This window comes from Nesterenkonia sp. Act20 (assembly GCF_019173455.1).
Classification (GTDB): domain Bacteria; phylum Actinomycetota; class Actinomycetes; order Actinomycetales; family Micrococcaceae; genus Nesterenkonia.
This window is the reverse complement of sequence record NZ_JADPQH010000002.1, coordinates 680,767-695,756: the sequence shown is the minus strand read 5'-3', so window position 1 is coordinate 695,756 and position 14,990 is coordinate 680,767. Positions and strand designations below refer to the sequence as shown.

At 67.1% G+C, this 14,990-nt stretch carries 19 protein-coding genes; 10 read left to right on the top strand and 9 right to left on the bottom strand.

Going from position 1 to position 14,990, the window contains the following annotated elements:
- Nucleotides 1-14: 14 nt before the first annotated feature.
- A complete protein-coding gene (locus IY716_RS12920; RefSeq protein ID WP_218222059.1) occupies nt 15-1,415 on the bottom strand; it encodes an MFS transporter in 1,401 nt (466 codons plus the stop codon).
- Nucleotides 1,416-1,620: 205 nt separating this feature from the next.
- Here IY716_RS12920 and IY716_RS12915 point away from each other — a divergent pair, with 205 nt between their 5' ends.
- The 7 genes from IY716_RS12915 (at nt 1,621) to IY716_RS12885 (ending at nt 6,768) form a co-directional block, all read left to right on the top strand.
- Nucleotides 1,621-1,884 carry a hypothetical protein gene (locus tag IY716_RS12915; protein WP_218222058.1) on the top strand — a complete coding sequence of 88 codons (264 nt, stop codon included), beginning with the start codon at nt 1,621-1,623 and terminating at the stop codon, nt 1,882-1,884.
- A complete protein-coding gene (locus tag IY716_RS12910; RefSeq protein WP_218222057.1) occupies nt 1,885-2,337 on the top strand; it encodes a MaoC family dehydratase N-terminal domain-containing protein in 453 nt (150 codons plus the stop codon). It abuts the gene before it with no gap.
- On the top strand, nt 2,334-2,837 hold the full coding sequence (locus IY716_RS12905) for a MaoC family dehydratase (protein ID WP_218222056.1): 504 nt from the start codon (nt 2,334-2,336) through the stop codon (nt 2,835-2,837). The genes IY716_RS12910 and IY716_RS12905 overlap by 4 nt, the downstream gene beginning before the upstream one ends.
- A 127-nt stretch (nt 2,838-2,964) precedes the next feature.
- The gene (locus tag IY716_RS12900) at nt 2,965-3,888 is read left to right on the top strand and encodes an ABC transporter substrate-binding protein (protein ID WP_255316765.1); all 924 of its coding nucleotides are present in this window, start codon (nt 2,965-2,967) and stop codon (nt 3,886-3,888) included.
- A gap of 5 nt (nt 3,889-3,893) precedes the next feature.
- A complete protein-coding gene (locus IY716_RS12895; RefSeq protein ID WP_218222055.1) occupies nt 3,894-4,688 on the top strand; it encodes an amino acid ABC transporter permease in 795 nt (264 codons plus the stop codon).
- A 14-nt stretch (nt 4,689-4,702) separates the two neighbouring features.
- Complete coding sequence (locus IY716_RS12890; protein ID WP_218222054.1) at nt 4,703-5,518, top strand: amino acid ABC transporter ATP-binding protein; 816 nt, start codon at nt 4,703-4,705, stop codon at nt 5,516-5,518.
- A gap of 71 nt (nt 5,519-5,589) precedes the next feature.
- Nucleotides 5,590-6,768 carry a UDP-N-acetylmuramate dehydrogenase gene (locus IY716_RS12885; RefSeq protein ID WP_218222053.1) on the top strand — a complete coding sequence of 393 codons (1,179 nt, stop codon included), beginning with the start codon at nt 5,590-5,592 and terminating at the stop codon, nt 6,766-6,768.
- Nucleotides 6,769-6,831: 63 nt separating this feature from the next.
- Here IY716_RS12885 and asd read toward each other — a convergent pair whose 3' ends face one another.
- The 8 genes from asd to IY716_RS12845 form a co-directional block, all read right to left on the bottom strand.
- Nucleotides 6,832-8,040: an aspartate-semialdehyde dehydrogenase gene (asd, locus tag IY716_RS12880; protein ID WP_218222052.1), complete on the bottom strand. Its 1,209-nt coding sequence runs from the start codon at nt 8,038-8,040 to the stop codon at nt 6,832-6,834.
- 31 nt (nt 8,041-8,071) lie between these two features.
- On the bottom strand, nt 8,072-8,353 hold the full coding sequence (locus IY716_RS12875) for an NF038396 family protein (RefSeq protein WP_218222051.1): 282 nt from the start codon (nt 8,351-8,353) through the stop codon (nt 8,072-8,074).
- Nucleotide 8,354: 1 nt separating this feature from the next.
- On the bottom strand, nt 8,355-8,924 hold the full coding sequence (locus IY716_RS12870; protein ID WP_218222050.1) for a dihydrofolate reductase: 570 nt from the start codon (nt 8,922-8,924) through the stop codon (nt 8,355-8,357).
- Nucleotides 8,921-9,742 (bottom strand): thymidylate synthase, encoded by an 822-nt coding sequence (locus IY716_RS12865; protein WP_218222049.1) that lies wholly within the window; start codon nt 9,740-9,742, stop codon nt 8,921-8,923. The genes IY716_RS12870 and IY716_RS12865 overlap by 4 nt, the downstream gene beginning before the upstream one ends.
- 79 nt (nt 9,743-9,821) lie before the next feature.
- Nucleotides 9,822-10,154, bottom strand: a complete 333-nt coding sequence (locus IY716_RS12860) for a GNAT family N-acetyltransferase (RefSeq protein ID WP_218222048.1) — start codon at nt 10,152-10,154, stop codon at nt 9,822-9,824.
- 50 nt (nt 10,155-10,204) lie between these two features.
- Nucleotides 10,205-11,236: an NUDIX domain-containing protein gene (locus IY716_RS12855; protein ID WP_369699717.1), complete on the bottom strand. Its 1,032-nt coding sequence runs from the start codon at nt 11,234-11,236 to the stop codon at nt 10,205-10,207.
- 14 nt (nt 11,237-11,250) lie between these two features.
- The gene (mshD, locus tag IY716_RS12850; RefSeq protein WP_218222047.1) at nt 11,251-12,243 is read right to left on the bottom strand and encodes a mycothiol synthase; all 993 of its coding nucleotides are present in this window, start codon (nt 12,241-12,243) and stop codon (nt 11,251-11,253) included.
- Nucleotides 12,244-12,318: 75 nt separating this feature from the next.
- Nucleotides 12,319-13,038, bottom strand: coding sequence for a response regulator transcription factor (locus IY716_RS12845; RefSeq protein WP_218222046.1), 720 nt, complete (start codon nt 13,036-13,038; stop codon nt 12,319-12,321).
- A gap of 229 nt (nt 13,039-13,267) precedes the next feature.
- On the opposite strand from IY716_RS12845, the gene IY716_RS12840 reads away from it, so the two are divergent.
- The 3 genes from IY716_RS12840 to IY716_RS12835 all read left to right on the top strand — a co-directional run bounded on the left by IY716_RS12840 (nt 13,268) and on the right by IY716_RS12835 (nt 14,974).
- Nucleotides 13,268-14,113 (top strand): hypothetical protein, encoded by an 846-nt coding sequence (locus IY716_RS12840; protein WP_218222045.1) that lies wholly within the window; start codon nt 13,268-13,270, stop codon nt 14,111-14,113.
- Between the two features lie 18 nt (nt 14,114-14,131).
- Entirely contained in the window at nt 14,132-14,266 is a 135-nt protein-coding gene (locus IY716_RS13870) for a hypothetical protein (RefSeq protein ID WP_255316764.1), read from the top strand.
- Between the two features lie 78 nt (nt 14,267-14,344).
- Nucleotides 14,345-14,974 (top strand): FABP family protein, encoded by a 630-nt coding sequence (locus IY716_RS12835; RefSeq protein ID WP_218222044.1) that lies wholly within the window; start codon nt 14,345-14,347, stop codon nt 14,972-14,974.
- Nucleotides 14,975-14,990: the final 16 nt, after the last annotated feature.

Genomic DNA, 14,990 nt, shown 5'->3' with positions numbered 1-14,990 from the left:
CTCGCGGCCCCCCATCAGACGTTCGCCCGGGCGAAGACGGTCCCTGGCCGCATATAGACCATCCAGGTCAGCCCAGCCAGAGCCACATAACCGGCGGCGAAGGCCCAGAAGGCAAGATCGAAGGACCCGGTGGATTCATTGGCGATGCGCAGAATCTGCGGGATGGCGAAACCCCCATAGGCGCCGATCGCTCCGATCAGGCCCAGTGCGGAGGAGGCCTTGCGCTCATGGCCCACCCGATCCATCGGGTCGACCGAGAGCCGGAATACCAGGGGGATCATCCGGTAGCTCGATCCGTTGGCGACGCCGGTCAGCATGAACAGCGCGAGGAACAGGACCAGATAGAGCCAGAAGTTCGCCAGCCGCAGTGTCAGCACGACGGCGGCGGTGACGGCCGCCATGGCGAGGAAGCTGACGATGGTCACTCGAGCGCCCCCCACGCGGTCAGCGAGCCTTCCGCCGTAGGGGCGTGCGAGCGAGCCCACCAGTGGGCCCATGAAGGCCAGCGAGAGCGCCGCCCCGAGCAGCTCGAAGCTGGAGAACTCCGGGAACTGCATGTTGATCAGCGTGGGGAAGACCGAGCCGAACCCCATGAAGGACCCGAACGTGCCAATGTAGATCAGCGAGATGATCCAGAGGTGCTTCTCCTTGAGCGCGGAGAGCGAGCCCCGGATGTCGTTCTTCGCGTGGGAGAGGTTGTGCATGTACGTCTTCGCGCCCCAGGCGGCGAGCAGGATGAAGGGAATCCAAAACAGCCCGGCGGCAGGAAGGTTTGGCTGCAGCGTTCCGAACGCGAAGGCCGTGACCACGATCGGCACTGTGAACTGGGCGACAGCCACGCCGAGATTTCCACCGGCGGCGTTAAGACCGAGCGCCGCTCCCTTCTCTCTGGCCGGGTAGAAGTACGTGATGTTGGCCATCGAGGAGGCGAAGTTTCCGCCGCCGAAGCCTGCCGCGGCGGCGATGGCGAACAGCGCCCACAGCGGAGTCTCCGGGTTGCCCAAGGTCAGCGTCATGGCCACGGTGGGGATCAGCAGCAGCAGCGCAGAGATGATGGTCCAGTTCCGACCACCCACCATGGCCACCATGAAGCTGTACGGGATGCGCAGTGTGGCTCCGACCAGAGGAGGCAGCGAGACCAGCCAGAACTGTTCGGAGGTGGTCAGGTCGAAGCCAACCAGCGGGAGGAAGACGACGGTCACCGACCAAAGCTGCCAGACCGCGAAGCCCAGGAACTCGCAGAAGACGGACCAGATCAGGTTCCGGCGTGCCGTCGTCCGCCCCGGGCCCTCCCAGAAGTCCTTGTTCTCGGGCTGCCAGTTGGTGATCCAACGGCCATCCTTCAGCACGAGTCGGTCGGTTGGACCGCTGGTCGTCGGTGCGGGTGCTTCGGTCGTGGAAAGCTGCGGGTTCATCCTGATCTCCTGCTTCCTGGGGTCTCACGGGCCTGCGCCGCGCAATGTGCCGTTCAGGGTCGGGCGGTGACACCTTCACTGTGGCAATGCCGTGTTTCCGTCAGGGGAGCGCCGCATTTCCGTCGCGATAAACCAGCCTCATAGCCACCGCTGTGCACTGTGAGGTTGTCGGGTTCCGCGGGGGCGCACCTGTAGGCTGTCCGCCGTGAGCACTCAGTCCTTCGACCCGTGGAGCAGCGGGACGCGCGCCTACCGCGTGACGTTGGTGACCGGCATGGCGGCCACCGGCATCGGGGTCGTGCTGGTGATCCTGGCCGCCGTCATGGAACCGGCCGACGGCGCAGGTTCGCTGCGCAGCTTCGGGCTGTTCTGCCTGGGGGCCGGGATCCTGAGCCACCTGATCGCGATCGGTCTGCGCAGGCGCCAGGCCGCACAGATCCTGTCCCGCCGAGCCACCGAGGAAGACTGAATGATCAATCCAGACAGGCAGGGGCACCAGTACCCGCCCGCTGCCCCGTACCAGGTCAGCCGCGAGGCGATCCGCGAGTTCGCACAGGCCGTCAAGGCGTCGCACCCCGCGCACCATGAACTCGAGGCCGCCCAGGCGCTGGGGCACCGTGACCTCGTGGCGCCGCCGAGCTTCGCCGTGATCATCGCCCAGCGTGCGGAGGCGGCCGTGGTCAACGACGCCGAGGCCGGCATCGACTTCTCCCGCGTGGTCCATGCCGAGGAACGCTTCACCCACCAGCACCCGATCCTTGCCGGTGACACCCTTGCGGCACAGGTCACTCTGGAACGCATCCGCAGCATGGGCGCCGGAGCGATGGTGACCACCCGGGTTGAGATCAGTGCAGCCGACGGCGAACCCCGCGCCACCGTCACCTCCAGCCTGCTGGTCCGCACCGAGGAGGATCCCGCGTGAACAAGCCCGTGCTCGCCGACCTGGAGAAGGGTCAGCAGATCGGCTCCCGTGAGCTGAGCTTCTCCCGCGCCGATCTGCTGCGCTATGCCGCGGCCTCCGGAGACCACAACCCCATCCACTGGAACGACCGTTTCGCCCGCGAGGTCGGCCTCGACGGTGTCATCGCCCACGGCATGCTCACCATGGGTTCCGCCGTCGGACTGGTCAGCGACTGGGCCGGCGACCCGGGCGCCGTCGTCGACTATCAGGCGCGGTTCACGAAACCGGTCCCGGTGCCCGATGTGCAGACCGGATCGCCCGAGAGCCCGACGGCGCGGCTGCTCATCACCGGCAAGATCGGCGCAGTGGACGCCGAGGAGCGTCGGGTCAGGATCGATCTCACCGTGGAGATGCTCCAGCCCGCCGCCGAGGCGCAGGGGCAGAGCCCCACTGAGGAACCTGACCAGGAGCCGACACGGACCAAGGTGCTGGCGAAGTCGCAGGCGGTCGTGCTGCTCTGAGCGGTCCGCCGGGGAAGAAGCTCCGTCAAGCCTGTGCCCGGCCGACATAGGGCTGAAACACAGCATGACCGTATAATCGCGGGGACCGTCTGAGTCCAGATGCGCCGACCAACCTAAGGATCCAATAATGCCTATGCATAAGACCGCGGCCAAGGCCGTAGGCGCCTCCGCGCTGGCAGCGCTTGTCCTCACTGCCTGCGGTGGTGGCGATGAGGCTGACGAGAGCGTCGAAGCCGAGCCGCAGAACGAGGTCACTGTGGACGTCGATCTCGGTGAGGTCGAGCTCAACAACGAGGGCACCCTGCAGGTCTGCTCCGATGTGCCCTATCCGCCGTTCGAGTACTTCGACGAGGAGGGCACCGTCGTCGGCTTCGACATCGACATCGCCCAGACCATCGCCGACGCCATGGGCGCCGAGCTCGAGGTCGTGCAGACCGGGTTCGAAGGCATCCAGTCCGGTGTTGCGCTGGACGCGGGGACCTGTGACCTTGCCATCTCCGGAATGACCATCACCGAGGAGCGCGCCGGGAACATGCTCTTCTCCGAGCCCTACCTCGACGACAACCTGGGCCTGATGGCCGCCACCGAGGCAGACGTCACCTCCCTCGATGACCTCGAGGGCCTCACCGTCGGCGTGCAGACGGAGACCACCGGCGCCACCTACGCCGAGGAGAACGGCTACGAGGTCCGCGAGTACACCGACTCCGGTCTGCTCATCCAGGGACTCGAGTCCGGCCAGGTCGACGCCGCGATCGGCAACATCTCCATCCTGGGCTACCAGGCCGGGGAATCCGACACCGCGGAGTTCATCGAAGAGATCGACACCGGCGAGCAGCTCGGCATTGCAGCCGCCTCGGAGAACGACCAGCTGATCGAAGCGGTCAACGAGGTCCTCACCGAACTCGAGGCCTCCGGCGGCATGCAGGAGATCGAAGACCGCTGGTTCCGCGAGGGAGACACCCCCGAAGAGCTCGATGAAGAAGCAGCGGAAGATGAGGCTGCCGAGGAAGAGCCCACCGAGGAAGAGTCCGCCGACGAGGGCGAAAACTAAGCCCCATGGCCATGACAACCCGTGACCGAGCGCGAGTGAGCCTCGGGATCCAAGCAGGAATCTTCCTTGCGGTCGTGATCGTGCTGGCCGTGATGGTCGACTGGTCCGCGATCCGCAACAGCTTCTTCTCCATCGAGAACCTCGGGCCGATGTTCCCGGAGATCATCACGGTGGGACTGTTCAACACAGTCAAGTACACCGTGGTGGGCTTCGTCTTCGGCCTGCTCGGAGGGACGCTGCTGGCGCTCATGCGCATGTCCTCGTTCCCGGTCTACCGGTGGGTCGCCACCGGCTATATCGAGTTCTTCCGAGGAATCCCTGCGATCCTGGTGTTCATCGCGCTCGGTTTCGGTGCGTCGCTGGCTTTCGGCGTGAATCTCTCCACCCTTCAGATCGCCGGCTCCGCGCTGGCGATCGTGGCCAGCGCGTATATCGCGGAGACGCTGCGCGCAGGTCTGCAGGCGGTCCCCAAGGGTCAGATCGAAGCAGCCCGCGCCCTGGGCATGCCGGCCTGGCGAGCGATGGTGACCATCCAGATCCCGCAGGCCTTCAGAATCGTGCTGCCCCCGCTCACCAATGAGGCGATCCTGCTGACCAAGGACTCCTCGCTGATCTTCGTGGTCGGCATGGCCGGCGGCGCCGCAGAGCTCACCAAGATGGGCCGCGACGGGATCAACATCTATCAGGCCGGACTCACGCCGCTGGTGATCGCCGGCTTCTGCTACCTGCTGCTCACCGTGCCGCTCTCGCTGCTCGCACGCCGCATGGAGCACCGCAGCCCGCGCACGGGGAAGAAGTAGAGGTGGAGTCGAGGATGAGTCAGAACCAGACCACAGATGCCGCGACGCAGGGCGCTGACCAGTTCCAGGCGGCAGGCGCGTACAGCGCGGCCGGCGTGACGATCTCCGGACTGCACAAGTCTTTCGGGGACAACGAGGTGCTCAAGGGCATCGACATGGAAGTTGCTCCCGGCGAGGTGGTGTGTCTGATCGGTGCCTCCGGCTCGGGAAAGTCGACCCTGCTGCGCTGCGTGAACCGGCTCGAGAACCCCAACGCGGGCACCATCACGGTCGGGGAGCACGAGGCCACCCACCCGGATGTGAACCTCGATGCCATGCGCCGGCAGATCGGCATGGTCTTCCAGCAGTTCAACCTGTTCCCGCACCTGAGCGTGCTGGAGAACTGCACGATCACCCCGCGCCGGGTGCTCGGGCAGTCCAAGGCGGAGGCCGAGGCCGAGGCATTGGCACAGCTGGACACGGTGGGGCTGAAGCACCTGTCTGACCGCCGGCCCGATCAGCTCTCCGGAGGACAGCAGCAGCGAGTGGCCATCGCCCGAGCTTTGACCATGAAGCCGCAGCTGATGCTCTTCGACGAGCCCACCTCCGCGCTCGATCCCGAGACGGTGGGAGACGTCCTGGCCAGCATGCGCAAGCTTGCCGAGGCTGGGATGACGATGCTCGTGGTCACCCACGAGATGGGCTTCGCACGTGAGGTCGCAGACCGAGTGGTGTTCATGGATCAGGGCCTCGTGGTCGAAGAAGGCCCTGCCACCGAAGTCATCGGCAGCCCGCAGCAGCCGCGCACCCAGGACTTCCTGCGCCGCGTGCTGAATCCGCTTGCGGAGTGAGCCGCCGAGCGCCGGGACACACTTCACGGCCGGGATGCTGATTCTCGGTTCAGCCCGGTAGGCTCTGCGCTGTGACCAGCGTCGACTCCCGCTCCGGCGGCCCCTCCGGCCGCTTCCGTGACCACACCACCGCCCGGGTCGGAGGCCCAGCGGGCCGCTGGATCCGGGCCGAGACCCAGGACCAGGCGCTCGAGGTGCTCCGCGCGCACCCCTTGCCTGAAGAACATGAGCGCGAAGCGGGCCGCGACACTCTGATCGTGCTCGGCGGAGGCTCCAATCTCCTGGTGAGCGAGGAGGGCTTCCCCGGCACCGTGCTGCAGCTCGCCTTCTCCGGGATCGACACTGAGGAGCACAGCGCCGGCAAGGTGCTGATGAGCGTCGCGGCGGGGCATGACTGGGACGACGCCGTACGGTTCAGCGTCGCCCGAGGCCTCACCGGTCTCGAGGCGCTCTCCGGGATTCCCGGCTCCACCGGCGCAGTGCCGGTGCAGAACGTGGGCGCCTACGGCGCCGACGTCGCGCAGACGCTCAAGGACGTCCAGGTCTTCGACCGCGCGCGGGGCGAGCTGATCAGCTTCACCAAGGAGCAGCTGCGGTTCGGCTACCGGGACTCGCTGCTGAAACAGACCACCGTGCATGGCTCTCCGCGCTATGTGGCGCTCTCGGTGCGCTTCCTGCTGCAGAACCGCCCCGACGGGCTCTCGGCCCCGGTGCGCTACGGCGAACTTGCCAGGACCTTGGGCCTGGACGCCGAAAGCGCGGATCACGAGCGACGCGCGCCGCTGGGGGAGGTTCGCCGGACCGTGCTGCGGCTGCGCGCGGGCAAGGGCATGGTGCTCAGCGACGCCGACCACGACACCTGGTCCACGGGTTCCTTCTTCACCAATCCGATCGTGCCGCGGGAGACGGCCGCCGCGCTTCCCGCCGACGCCCCGAAGTTCTCCGCCGGCACCGATGACTCCGGCAGGCCGCTGGTCAAACTCTCCGCCGCCTGGTTGATCGATCAGGCGGGCTGTGGCAAAGGATTCGGGCTTCCGGACGGGCCAGCCGCGGGGCGTGGCGCCCAGGGCAGAGGCATTGCGGAGGGTCGGGCCTCGCTGTCCACCAAGCACACGCTCGCGGTGACCAACCGTGGCGCGGCGACCACCGATGATCTGCTCACCGTCGCGCGAGCGGCGCGCGATCAGGTTCGCACGCGATTCGGGATCACCATGCATCAGGAGCCGGTGCTGATCGGTCACGCACTCTGAGACGAACGGAGCCGCCCCAGCGTCAGGCTGGGGCGGCTCCGTTCGTGGCGCGTCAGGCGCGAGTCAGAGCTTGCCGATCGCGATGAGCAGCATCCGGCGCAGCGGCTCTGCCGCGCCCCACAGCAGCTGGTCACCGACGGTGAACGCCGAGATGTACTCGGGGCCCATCTCCAGCTTGCGGACTCGTCCCACGGGGACGTCCAGCGTGCCGGTGACGGCGACGGGTGTGAGCTGCTCCATCGTGGCGGCCTTCTCGTTCGGGACGAGCTTGGCCCACTCGGTGCCGGAGGCGATGACCTCCTCGATCTGCGCCAGCGGGAGATCCTCGCGCAGTTTGAGCGTCAATGCCTGGGAGTGCGAGCGCAGCGCGCCCACCCGGACGCAGAGTGAGTCGAACGGCAATGCCGCGCCGCGAGCCGCGACGCCCGGCGCCAGATTCTCCCCACGCCCCAGGATCTTATTGGTCTCCACCCCGGCCTTCCACTCCTCCTTGGCCACGCCGTTGCCCAGATCGGCGTCGATCCAGGGGATGAGCGACCCGGCGAGCGGCACTCCGAACTGAGAGGCGTCGAGGTCCTTCTTCTGCGCCGCGAGCACCCCGCGGTCGATCTCCAAGATCGCGGAGGCGGGATCCGCCATCTGCTCGGCGACCGCCGAGTGCAGGGTGCCGAACTGGGTCAGCAGCTCGCGCATATGCTTGGCTCCGCCGCCGGACGCGGCCTGGTAGGTCATCGCGGTGCCCCACTCGACCAGGTCTTCCTTGAACAGTCCTCCCAGTCCCATGAGCATGTTCGAGACGGTGCAGTTGCCCCCGATGAACTCCTTGACCCCGGCCTTGAGACCGGCGTCGATGACGTCCCGATTGATCGGGTCCAGCGCGATGATCGAGGTCTCGGCCATCCGCAGGGTGGACGCGGCGTCGATCCAGATGCCGTTCCAGCCTGCCTCACGCAGCTTGGGGTAGACCTCGCTGGTGTAGTCCCCGCCCTGGGCGGTCACGATGATGGGCAGCTTCACCAGAGTGTCCAGGTCGAAGGCGTCCTGCAGGGTGGTCTCCTCCGGCGTCACGCCGTCGAAGCTCGGGGCCTGGCCTCCAGCATTGGAGGTGGAGAAGAACACCGGATTGATGTGGGCGAAATCGCCCTCATCGAGCATGCGGCGGATCAGCACAGAACCGACCATGCCGCGCCATCCGATCAGACCCACTGAGGGGGTCTCGCCGGTCACGGCAGAAAGGGCAGGGGACGCGGAGGAGGAGACAACAGAAGTCATAGCTCCAGGGTAGCGGAGTCGCTGCGGCGCGTCAGAGGTGCTCGTCACCAGTTCCGGGCGCCACCAGCCGACGACGCCGGAAATGAGCCCACAGACCTCCGATGACCCAGACCTGGGCGATGATCAGGATGAAGATCAGGCCGGGCACCAGACGCTCATTGAGCACCAGGATGAATCCCAGGGCCACCGTGACCAGGGCGAGGATCGGGAAGATCACGTAGCCGACCATGCCCAGCACCGCGGTGGAGGGTGCACCGCTGGTCCCATTCTCCCCGTGGGCGTGGGCGTGGTCGGTGCGCAGGTTCGCGGCCATCTCAGCCTCCTTCCCGGAGGTGTCGCGAGGAACCGTCTCCGCGTCGGTGCGTCTCGATGTGATACTCCAGCCCGTTGGCGCTGCGGCGGGAGCCGGTGGGGGGATCGCGGCGCTCCAGCCTCCACTCATCGCTGAGCTTCGGAGCCGAGGTGTCGCCGGAGACCTCGGTCTGGATCACGGTGATCACCGCCAGCTCCGCCGCTGAGCGTTCCACGGCCTCGGCGTAGACCCGACCACCGCCGATGATCCAGATCTTCCCCGCGCCGGAGCCGGCTGCGAGCTCCAGCCCGGAATCGAGACTCGTCACGGTCCGGCCGCCGAGTCGGGTGATCTCCGCGGCGGCCTGCTGATCACGGGTGATCACGATGTTCGTCCTGCCCGGCAGGGGCCGGTACCTCGCCGGGAAGGATTCCCAGGTCCGGCGTCCCATGACCACCGGGCATCCATGTGTCTGCTCCTTGAAGTGCGCGAGGTCCTCGGGAAGGTGCCAGGGCATGCCGCCGTCGTCGCCGATCACTCCGGAGGCCGTCTGCGCCCAGATCATGCCGATCTCTGCGTGGGGTGAGGTCATACAGCGACGGGCGCCTTGATGGCGGGGTGATGCTGGTAGTCCTGGACCTCGAAGTCCTCGAGCTCGTATTCGAAGATCGATTCCGGACGGCGCCGGATCTCCAGCCGGGGGGCCGGGTAGGGGGTGCGGGAGAGCTGCTCGCGCACCTGGTCCTGGTGGTTGTCGTAGATGTGGCAGTCCCCGCCGGTCCAGATGAACTCGCCAGGCTCGAGTCCGACCTGCTGCGCCACCATTCGAGTGAGCAGCGAGTAGGAGGCGATGTTGAACGGCACGCCGAGGAACATGTCGGCGCTGCGCTGATACAGCTGGCAGGAGAGCCTGCCGTCGGCCACATAGAACTGGAACATGATGTGACAGGGCGGCAGCGCCATTTCGGAGATCTGCGCCGGATTCCAGGCGGTGACCAGATGTCGACGCGAATCGGGATTGGTCTTCAGCGAGGTGATGAGATCCGAGATCTGATCGATGTCCTCCCCCGAGGGGGTGGGCCAGGAGCGCCACTGCACGCCGTAGATGGGGCCGAGTTCGCCGTCCTCATCGGCCCATTCGTTCCAGATGCGCACTCCGCGCTCCTGCAGCCAGCGGGCGTTGGAGTCACCGCGCAGGAACCAGAGCAGCTCCAGCGCCACGGACTTGAAGTGGACACGCTTGGTGGTCACCAGGGGGAAGGACTTCGCGAGGTCGAACCGGATCTGGCGGCCGAACACGCTGGTGGTGCCTGTTCCAGTCCGGTCAGACTTGGCCGCGCCGGAGTTCAGCACATCTGCGAGCAGGTCCTCGTACGGGGTGGGGATCGTCGAGTTCACGGACCACAGCATACCGGGGGAGTGTGACCACCGGGGCGCGTGGTCTGTAGTCCGGTGGAGATGTCCCCGGCAGTGTGACCAGCCGGCGGACTCAGGCGCTGGCCTGCTGTGCGCGGTACTCCGGGTACCGGCGCAGGTAGGCGTCGATATAGGTGCACTCGGAGGCGAAGAGCCGGCCCTCGGCCTTGAACTCCTCCAGCAGCAGGGTCACCAGGCAGCGTGCATAGCCCTGCCTGCTGTGCTGCGGGTGCACGATGGTGTGCTGGAGAAGGGTGACCTCCTGGCCGCGCCGGGTCTCCGGGGCGAATCCCACGAATCCTATGAAGGTGCGCTGACCGTTGATGCTGTCCCACAGCTCGGCACGTCCCCGATCTTCGTCGATGCGAAGCTCTGCGGTGGGATGGACGTTCTTCTGCGCAGTCATGCACAGAGAGTACCGGTCACAGTCACCCCTTGTCAGGAGTGTGCGACCGATCAGTCCTCAAAAGGCTCATAGACCTCGAGGGCGACGATCTCACCGCCGCGGTCCATGGCCTGCTGCGCGACGAGCACCGCGCCGGGGCGCAGATAGGGGTCCTCCTGTGGCAGCGCGAGGCCGAGCTCCGCCGACTGGAACCACCCCGTCATCGTCTCCAGGATCAGCGGCAGCACCGGGCGGTGGGTGCAGATCAGCGTGGGCAGCAGCAGCTCCAGGCACCGGCGTGTGCGTGTTCTGGTCCGCTCGGGATGAGCCTCCGCACGTTTCTCCGTCAACGATTTGCGGTATGTGGCGCGGTTGCGGTGAGCCTTCACGTAGGGAGCGATGGTCTCTTCGCACCGCTTCCAGGGGCTGGACTCGAGGTGCCTCGGGCGCCAGCAGACTAGCAGCCGCTCCACCGACCGGGCCTGCCGCTTCCCCGTGGCGGCCAGCGGGCGCTCGGACTCTGCGCGGGACCAGGACGAGCGGGGCTTGGCCTTGGCGTGACGCAGCACGATGAAGGGCGCGGTGTGCAGCCGCTGCTGCTGGTGGAGGTTCTCCAGCTCGTCCAGCGGCAGCACGTCGCCGGGGTTCGTGAGCATCTCGCGGGCTCGTTCCACGCTGACCCAGGCGGTCTCGTCCACCTCATCGCCGTCGGGGACAGGTGCGCCCTCGGAGACCTGGGCGGCCCAGTACCAGACCTCCTTGGCTTTGCCGCCGTTTCCGTTTCCACCGCCGGTCCCGTTGCGGGCTTTGCCCACGGAGTAGCGGGTGACCGGCAGCGGCATGCCTAGGCGGACCTTCAGCCCGATCTCCTCGCGCACTTCACGGATCGCGCATTCGGGAAGGGTCTCGCCCTCATCGAGCTTGCCTTTGGGGAAGGACCAGTCGTCGTAGCGCTGCCGGTGGATCAGCAGCACCTCGAGCTCTCCACGGCGCACGCGCCAGCAGAGCGCTCCTGCGGCGAGGATCTCGGCATCGGTGCCGTCATCGGAGACTGTGACAGTTCGGCGGCGGGGGACCTTGGTCATGGTCTCGGGGGAGCTCACGAGGAACCAAGATATCAGGCGGGTTCGGTGCTGTGTTTCTCGGCCGGGGCGTACATGGTGTCAGCATCCCATTTGGTGAATCCCAGCTTCTTGTACAGCGTGACGGCGGGCGTATTGTCCGCGTCGACGTAGAGCATGATCGCGTCATGCCCGGCACGGTGCAGGTGCTCGATCCCTGCCAGGGTGAGGCTGCGACCGAGTCCGCGACCCTGGGCGGAGGGAACGACGCCGACCGCGTAGACCTCACCGAGACTCGAATCCTGGACCTTGGTCCAATGGAATCCGAGCAGCTGATCGCCCTCGAAGGCGAGCAGGAAGCCCTCTGGATCGAACCAGTCCTCCTCCATGCGGGCGTGCAGGTCCTCCAGGGTGAGCCGGCCTTGTTCGGGGTGATCCGCGAAGGCGGCCGCGTTGGCCGCAAGCCAGGCCTGATCATCCTCGCCGGGCCGGAAGCCGCGCAGCGTCACCGAGTCTGGAAGCTCCGGCGCCGGGGCCTCGTCCAGCGTGGTCAGGCGCATGCGCCAGAGCTCTCGCACCGGCGTCCAGCCGAAGCGCCGAGCCAGCCGCGCCGCTGCATCATGTTCACCGTGGGCCCAGGCGCGCCGCTCGCGTCCGGAGTCGGGGGTCAGCACCTCGGTGCTGAGCTCCTCGACCAGGGCGGCGCCGATCCCGCGCTGGCGGCAGTTGGGCCTGACCACGAGCTCCAGCACATCGGGGACCTCTGCATCGCCTTCGACGACGACGCCGGCCCCGGCCAGCAGGCGGGAATCTGTGGCACCGTCGGTCCAGGCGTAGGCGATGCGCAGCGGGCCGCCCTGCGTGCCCTGTTCCGCGGCTCGGTGCAGCTCCACCAGGGTCTGCTCGGAGAACGGCGGATTGGCATCGGCCTCCTCGGCCACCCGTGCCAGTTCCAGCAGAGCGCGGTGGAGGTCGGCCCCCGGGGCCCCGCTGCTCAGCTCGACGATCATCTGGTCCGGGTCTGCTGGGGTGTCATCGGCTGTGCTCATGGGCTCACTGTATCGGAGCCGCATCCGGCGGTCATCAGCTGGGCCGGCGGGATCCCCGTCGAGCCGGGCATGGGCTCAGGCGGCGTCGTCCTGTCCGTCCCCGCTCGCCGGATCGGCCGTGCTGGCCGTGTTGGCGGCATCGGTTCCGCTGACCACCAGGCGGTAACCCACGTTGCGCACGGTGCCGATGAGTGATTCGTGATCGGGGCCCAGCTTGGCGCGCAGGCGTCGGATGTGTACGTCCACCGTCCGGGTGCCGCCGAAGTAGTCGTAGCCCCAGACATCGTGGAGCAGGCGATCACGGGTGAAGACCTGTCCCGGATGCAGCGCCAGATGCTTGAGCAGCTCGAACTCCTTATAGGTCAGGTTCAGCAGCCGTCCGTTGATGGTGGCCATGTAGGTGGTCTCATCGATGGTGATGCCGCCCGCGCGGATCTCGCCCACCGGCGCCTCCTCAGGCGTCTCGACGGCCGCAAGCCGAATGCGCGCATCGACCTCACCGGGACTGGCCTCCCCGAGGATGAAGTCGTCGGCCTGCCAGGACTCGTTGAGCGTGGGAAGCCCGGCCTCGGTGACGATCACCAGCACCGGCGAGAGCATCGAGGTCTTCACCAGCTGGCACAGCGACCTCGCATGAGCCAGCTTGGTCCGAGCATCGATCAGGGTGACATCCACATTCGGTGCCCGCACGATCGAGGAGGCCTCCGCGGGGAAGGTGCGAATCCGGTGGGTGAGCAGCTCCAGGGACGGCAGTGCGTCGTCAGGGGTGTCTGAGAGCAGCAGAACGTGAGCCATGCATGACTCCTTCCCCTAGGGTCATTCTCTTCACCGGGCCCCGAGGGTCCCCGCTGCACCGGATGCTGAACCCGATGCAGGCTGCGCCCGGCCGGGTGCGCGCGCGAAGGTCGTCAACGGTGATTGCGGACTTCAACAGCCAAAGATTTCACAATGTGAAAACGTGATTCAGCGACCTGCAGATGAGTATAGGCGACGTGAGAAGCACCGACCTCTAGGATGGCCTGTTGTGAAGTACATCCCGGTGGCCGCCTCCTCCCTGTTCGCAGCGACAGCGCTCGCCCTGGCCTCCTGGGCCGGCACCGTCGCCATGACGCTGGTCGTCTGCGTGATCTGCGTGTTCATCGCTCTGGGGTGGCCCCAGCTGATGGGCGTGACGGCCCGTCGGTCGCTCTCCAGCGTCATCGCCGCCGCTGGAGTCATCGCTGCGCTCGGCGCGGCAGTGGTGGGCACTGCAGACAACCTCTTCTTCTGGTCCTCCGTCGCGCTGGCCTTCGGTGTGATGAGCGTCTTTTTGATCCAGGTTCTCCGTGGCACGGGACGCCCGCACCGGCTGGAGTCCACCATCGGTGCCTGCGCGGGGGTCCTGATCGCGACCACGACCGCGGGCTGGGTCGCCGGGCTGCGCTACCCGGTCGAGCTCGCCGGCGCCTCCGGCGGTGAGGACGCCACCGGCATCCTCACCGTGCGCGGGCTGCTTGCCGTGGAGAACTTCACGCTGCTCGCGGTGACCGGCGCGTCCGGGGAGCTCGCCGTGGTGACCTTGGCAGCTGGGACCTTGGGGGTGGGCACGCTGCTGGCATTCATGCCGCTGCGCAATGCGCTCGCGATGACCCTGGTGGTCGCCGGCAGCGTGGCTGCGGCGATCGGGATGACCCTGGCCTGGGGCGAGCTGACTCTGCTCTTCGCCGGCACGCTGGGGCTGGTGGCGGGCCTGCTGCTGGCCTCCTTCCGACGATTCCTCGTCGCGAAGGGCCCGCCGCAGGGAATCCTCTCCGGCATCGCGGTCGGTGCGGCGCCCATCGCCGCCATGGGCGCGCTGACCTACTTCACGGAGCGTCTGCTGCTGGTGTGAAGTTGTACACTTTGACCCATGAACTTCGCATTGCAGAACGTCTCGCTGCTGGCACTGGAGATCTTCTTCATCGGGCTGCTCCTCCTGGTGACGCTGATCATTGCCGGCATCTCCTGGACCGTCATCTCACGCCTGTACAAGGGTCAGCGCTGATCCGCCGCACGCAGGCGAGCATGTCCGGCGACTCTGCGGCAGGAATCCCCGGTCCGCGTCGAGGAAGGGGCTGAGGTCATGGCCCCCATGGAGCTCCCCACCGACCTGACTCCCGAACTCGCGCCGCTTTACTGGCTGCTCGGCAGCTGGAGGGGCCAGGGCCGCCTCGGATCCGGCGAGCAGGATGATCCGATCTTCACCCAGGACGTCACCTTTCGCGACACCGGGCTCGAATTCGTCGAATACCGGGCAGAGACCTGGCTCGCCGACGACGCGGGCACCCGGCTGCGCCCACTCTCCGTAGAGTCTGGATTCTGGTCCCTGGACCGGGCACGCACCGACGCCGACGTCGGCCCCGGACTGGACCCGGCAGATGTGGTGCCGGCCTACCGGAGCGCCGGCGACGTGGACCAGCTTGCGCAGCAGGACGGGTCTTTCCCGATCACCGCCACGATCGCGCACCCCGGGAGCCTCACCGAGCTCTACTACGGCAAGATCAAGGGTCCGCAGCTTCAGCTGGCCACCGACGCAGTGATGCGCGGCGAGCACGCTGCGGAATACCCAGGCGCCTCCCGGATGTTCGGACTGGTGAACAGCCAGCTGTTCTGGCGCTGGGACCTGCGCAGCGCGGACGGGACGATGACTCCCCATGCCTCGGCGATCCTCGACCGCATCGCCACCGCCGATGAGGTCAGCGCCAGACGCTGACCTGGGCACCCGTGCC

Excerpts from the sequence above, each read along its gene's own strand:
- IY716_RS12845 (WP_218222046.1), bottom strand. The coding sequence starts at position 13,038 with ATGGCTCACGTTCTGCTGCTCTCAGACACCCCTGACGACGCACTGCCG.
- mshD (WP_218222047.1), bottom strand. The coding sequence starts at position 12,243 with ATGAGCACAGCCGATGACACCCCAGCAGACCCGGACCAGATGATCGTC.
- IY716_RS12910 (WP_218222057.1), top strand. The coding sequence starts at position 1,885 with ATGATCAATCCAGACAGGCAGGGGCACCAGTACCCGCCCGCTGCCCCG.
- IY716_RS12835 (WP_218222044.1), top strand. The coding sequence starts at position 14,345 with ATGGCCCCCATGGAGCTCCCCACCGACCTGACTCCCGAACTCGCGCCG.
- IY716_RS12900 (WP_255316765.1), top strand. The coding sequence starts at position 2,965 with ATGCCTATGCATAAGACCGCGGCCAAGGCCGTAGGCGCCTCCGCGCTG.
- IY716_RS12860 (WP_218222048.1), bottom strand. The coding sequence starts at position 10,154 with ATGACTGCGCAGAAGAACGTCCATCCCACCGCAGAGCTTCGCATCGAC.
- IY716_RS12895 (WP_218222055.1), top strand. The coding sequence starts at position 3,894 with ATGGCCATGACAACCCGTGACCGAGCGCGAGTGAGCCTCGGGATCCAA.
- IY716_RS12875 (WP_218222051.1), bottom strand. The coding sequence starts at position 8,353 with ATGGCCGCGAACCTGCGCACCGACCACGCCCACGCCCACGGGGAGAAT.
- IY716_RS12920 (WP_218222059.1), bottom strand. The coding sequence starts at position 1,415 with ATGAACCCGCAGCTTTCCACGACCGAAGCACCCGCACCGACGACCAGC.
- IY716_RS12865 (WP_218222049.1), bottom strand. The coding sequence starts at position 9,742 with ATGCTGTGGTCCGTGAACTCGACGATCCCCACCCCGTACGAGGACCTG.
- asd (WP_218222052.1), bottom strand. The coding sequence starts at position 8,040 with ATGACTTCTGTTGTCTCCTCCTCCGCGTCCCCTGCCCTTTCTGCCGTG.
- IY716_RS12870 (WP_218222050.1), bottom strand. The coding sequence starts at position 8,924 with ATGACCTCACCCCACGCAGAGATCGGCATGATCTGGGCGCAGACGGCC.
- IY716_RS13870 (WP_255316764.1), top strand. The coding sequence starts at position 14,132 with ATGAACTTCGCATTGCAGAACGTCTCGCTGCTGGCACTGGAGATCTTC.
- IY716_RS12890 (WP_218222054.1), top strand. The coding sequence starts at position 4,703 with ATGAGTCAGAACCAGACCACAGATGCCGCGACGCAGGGCGCTGACCAG.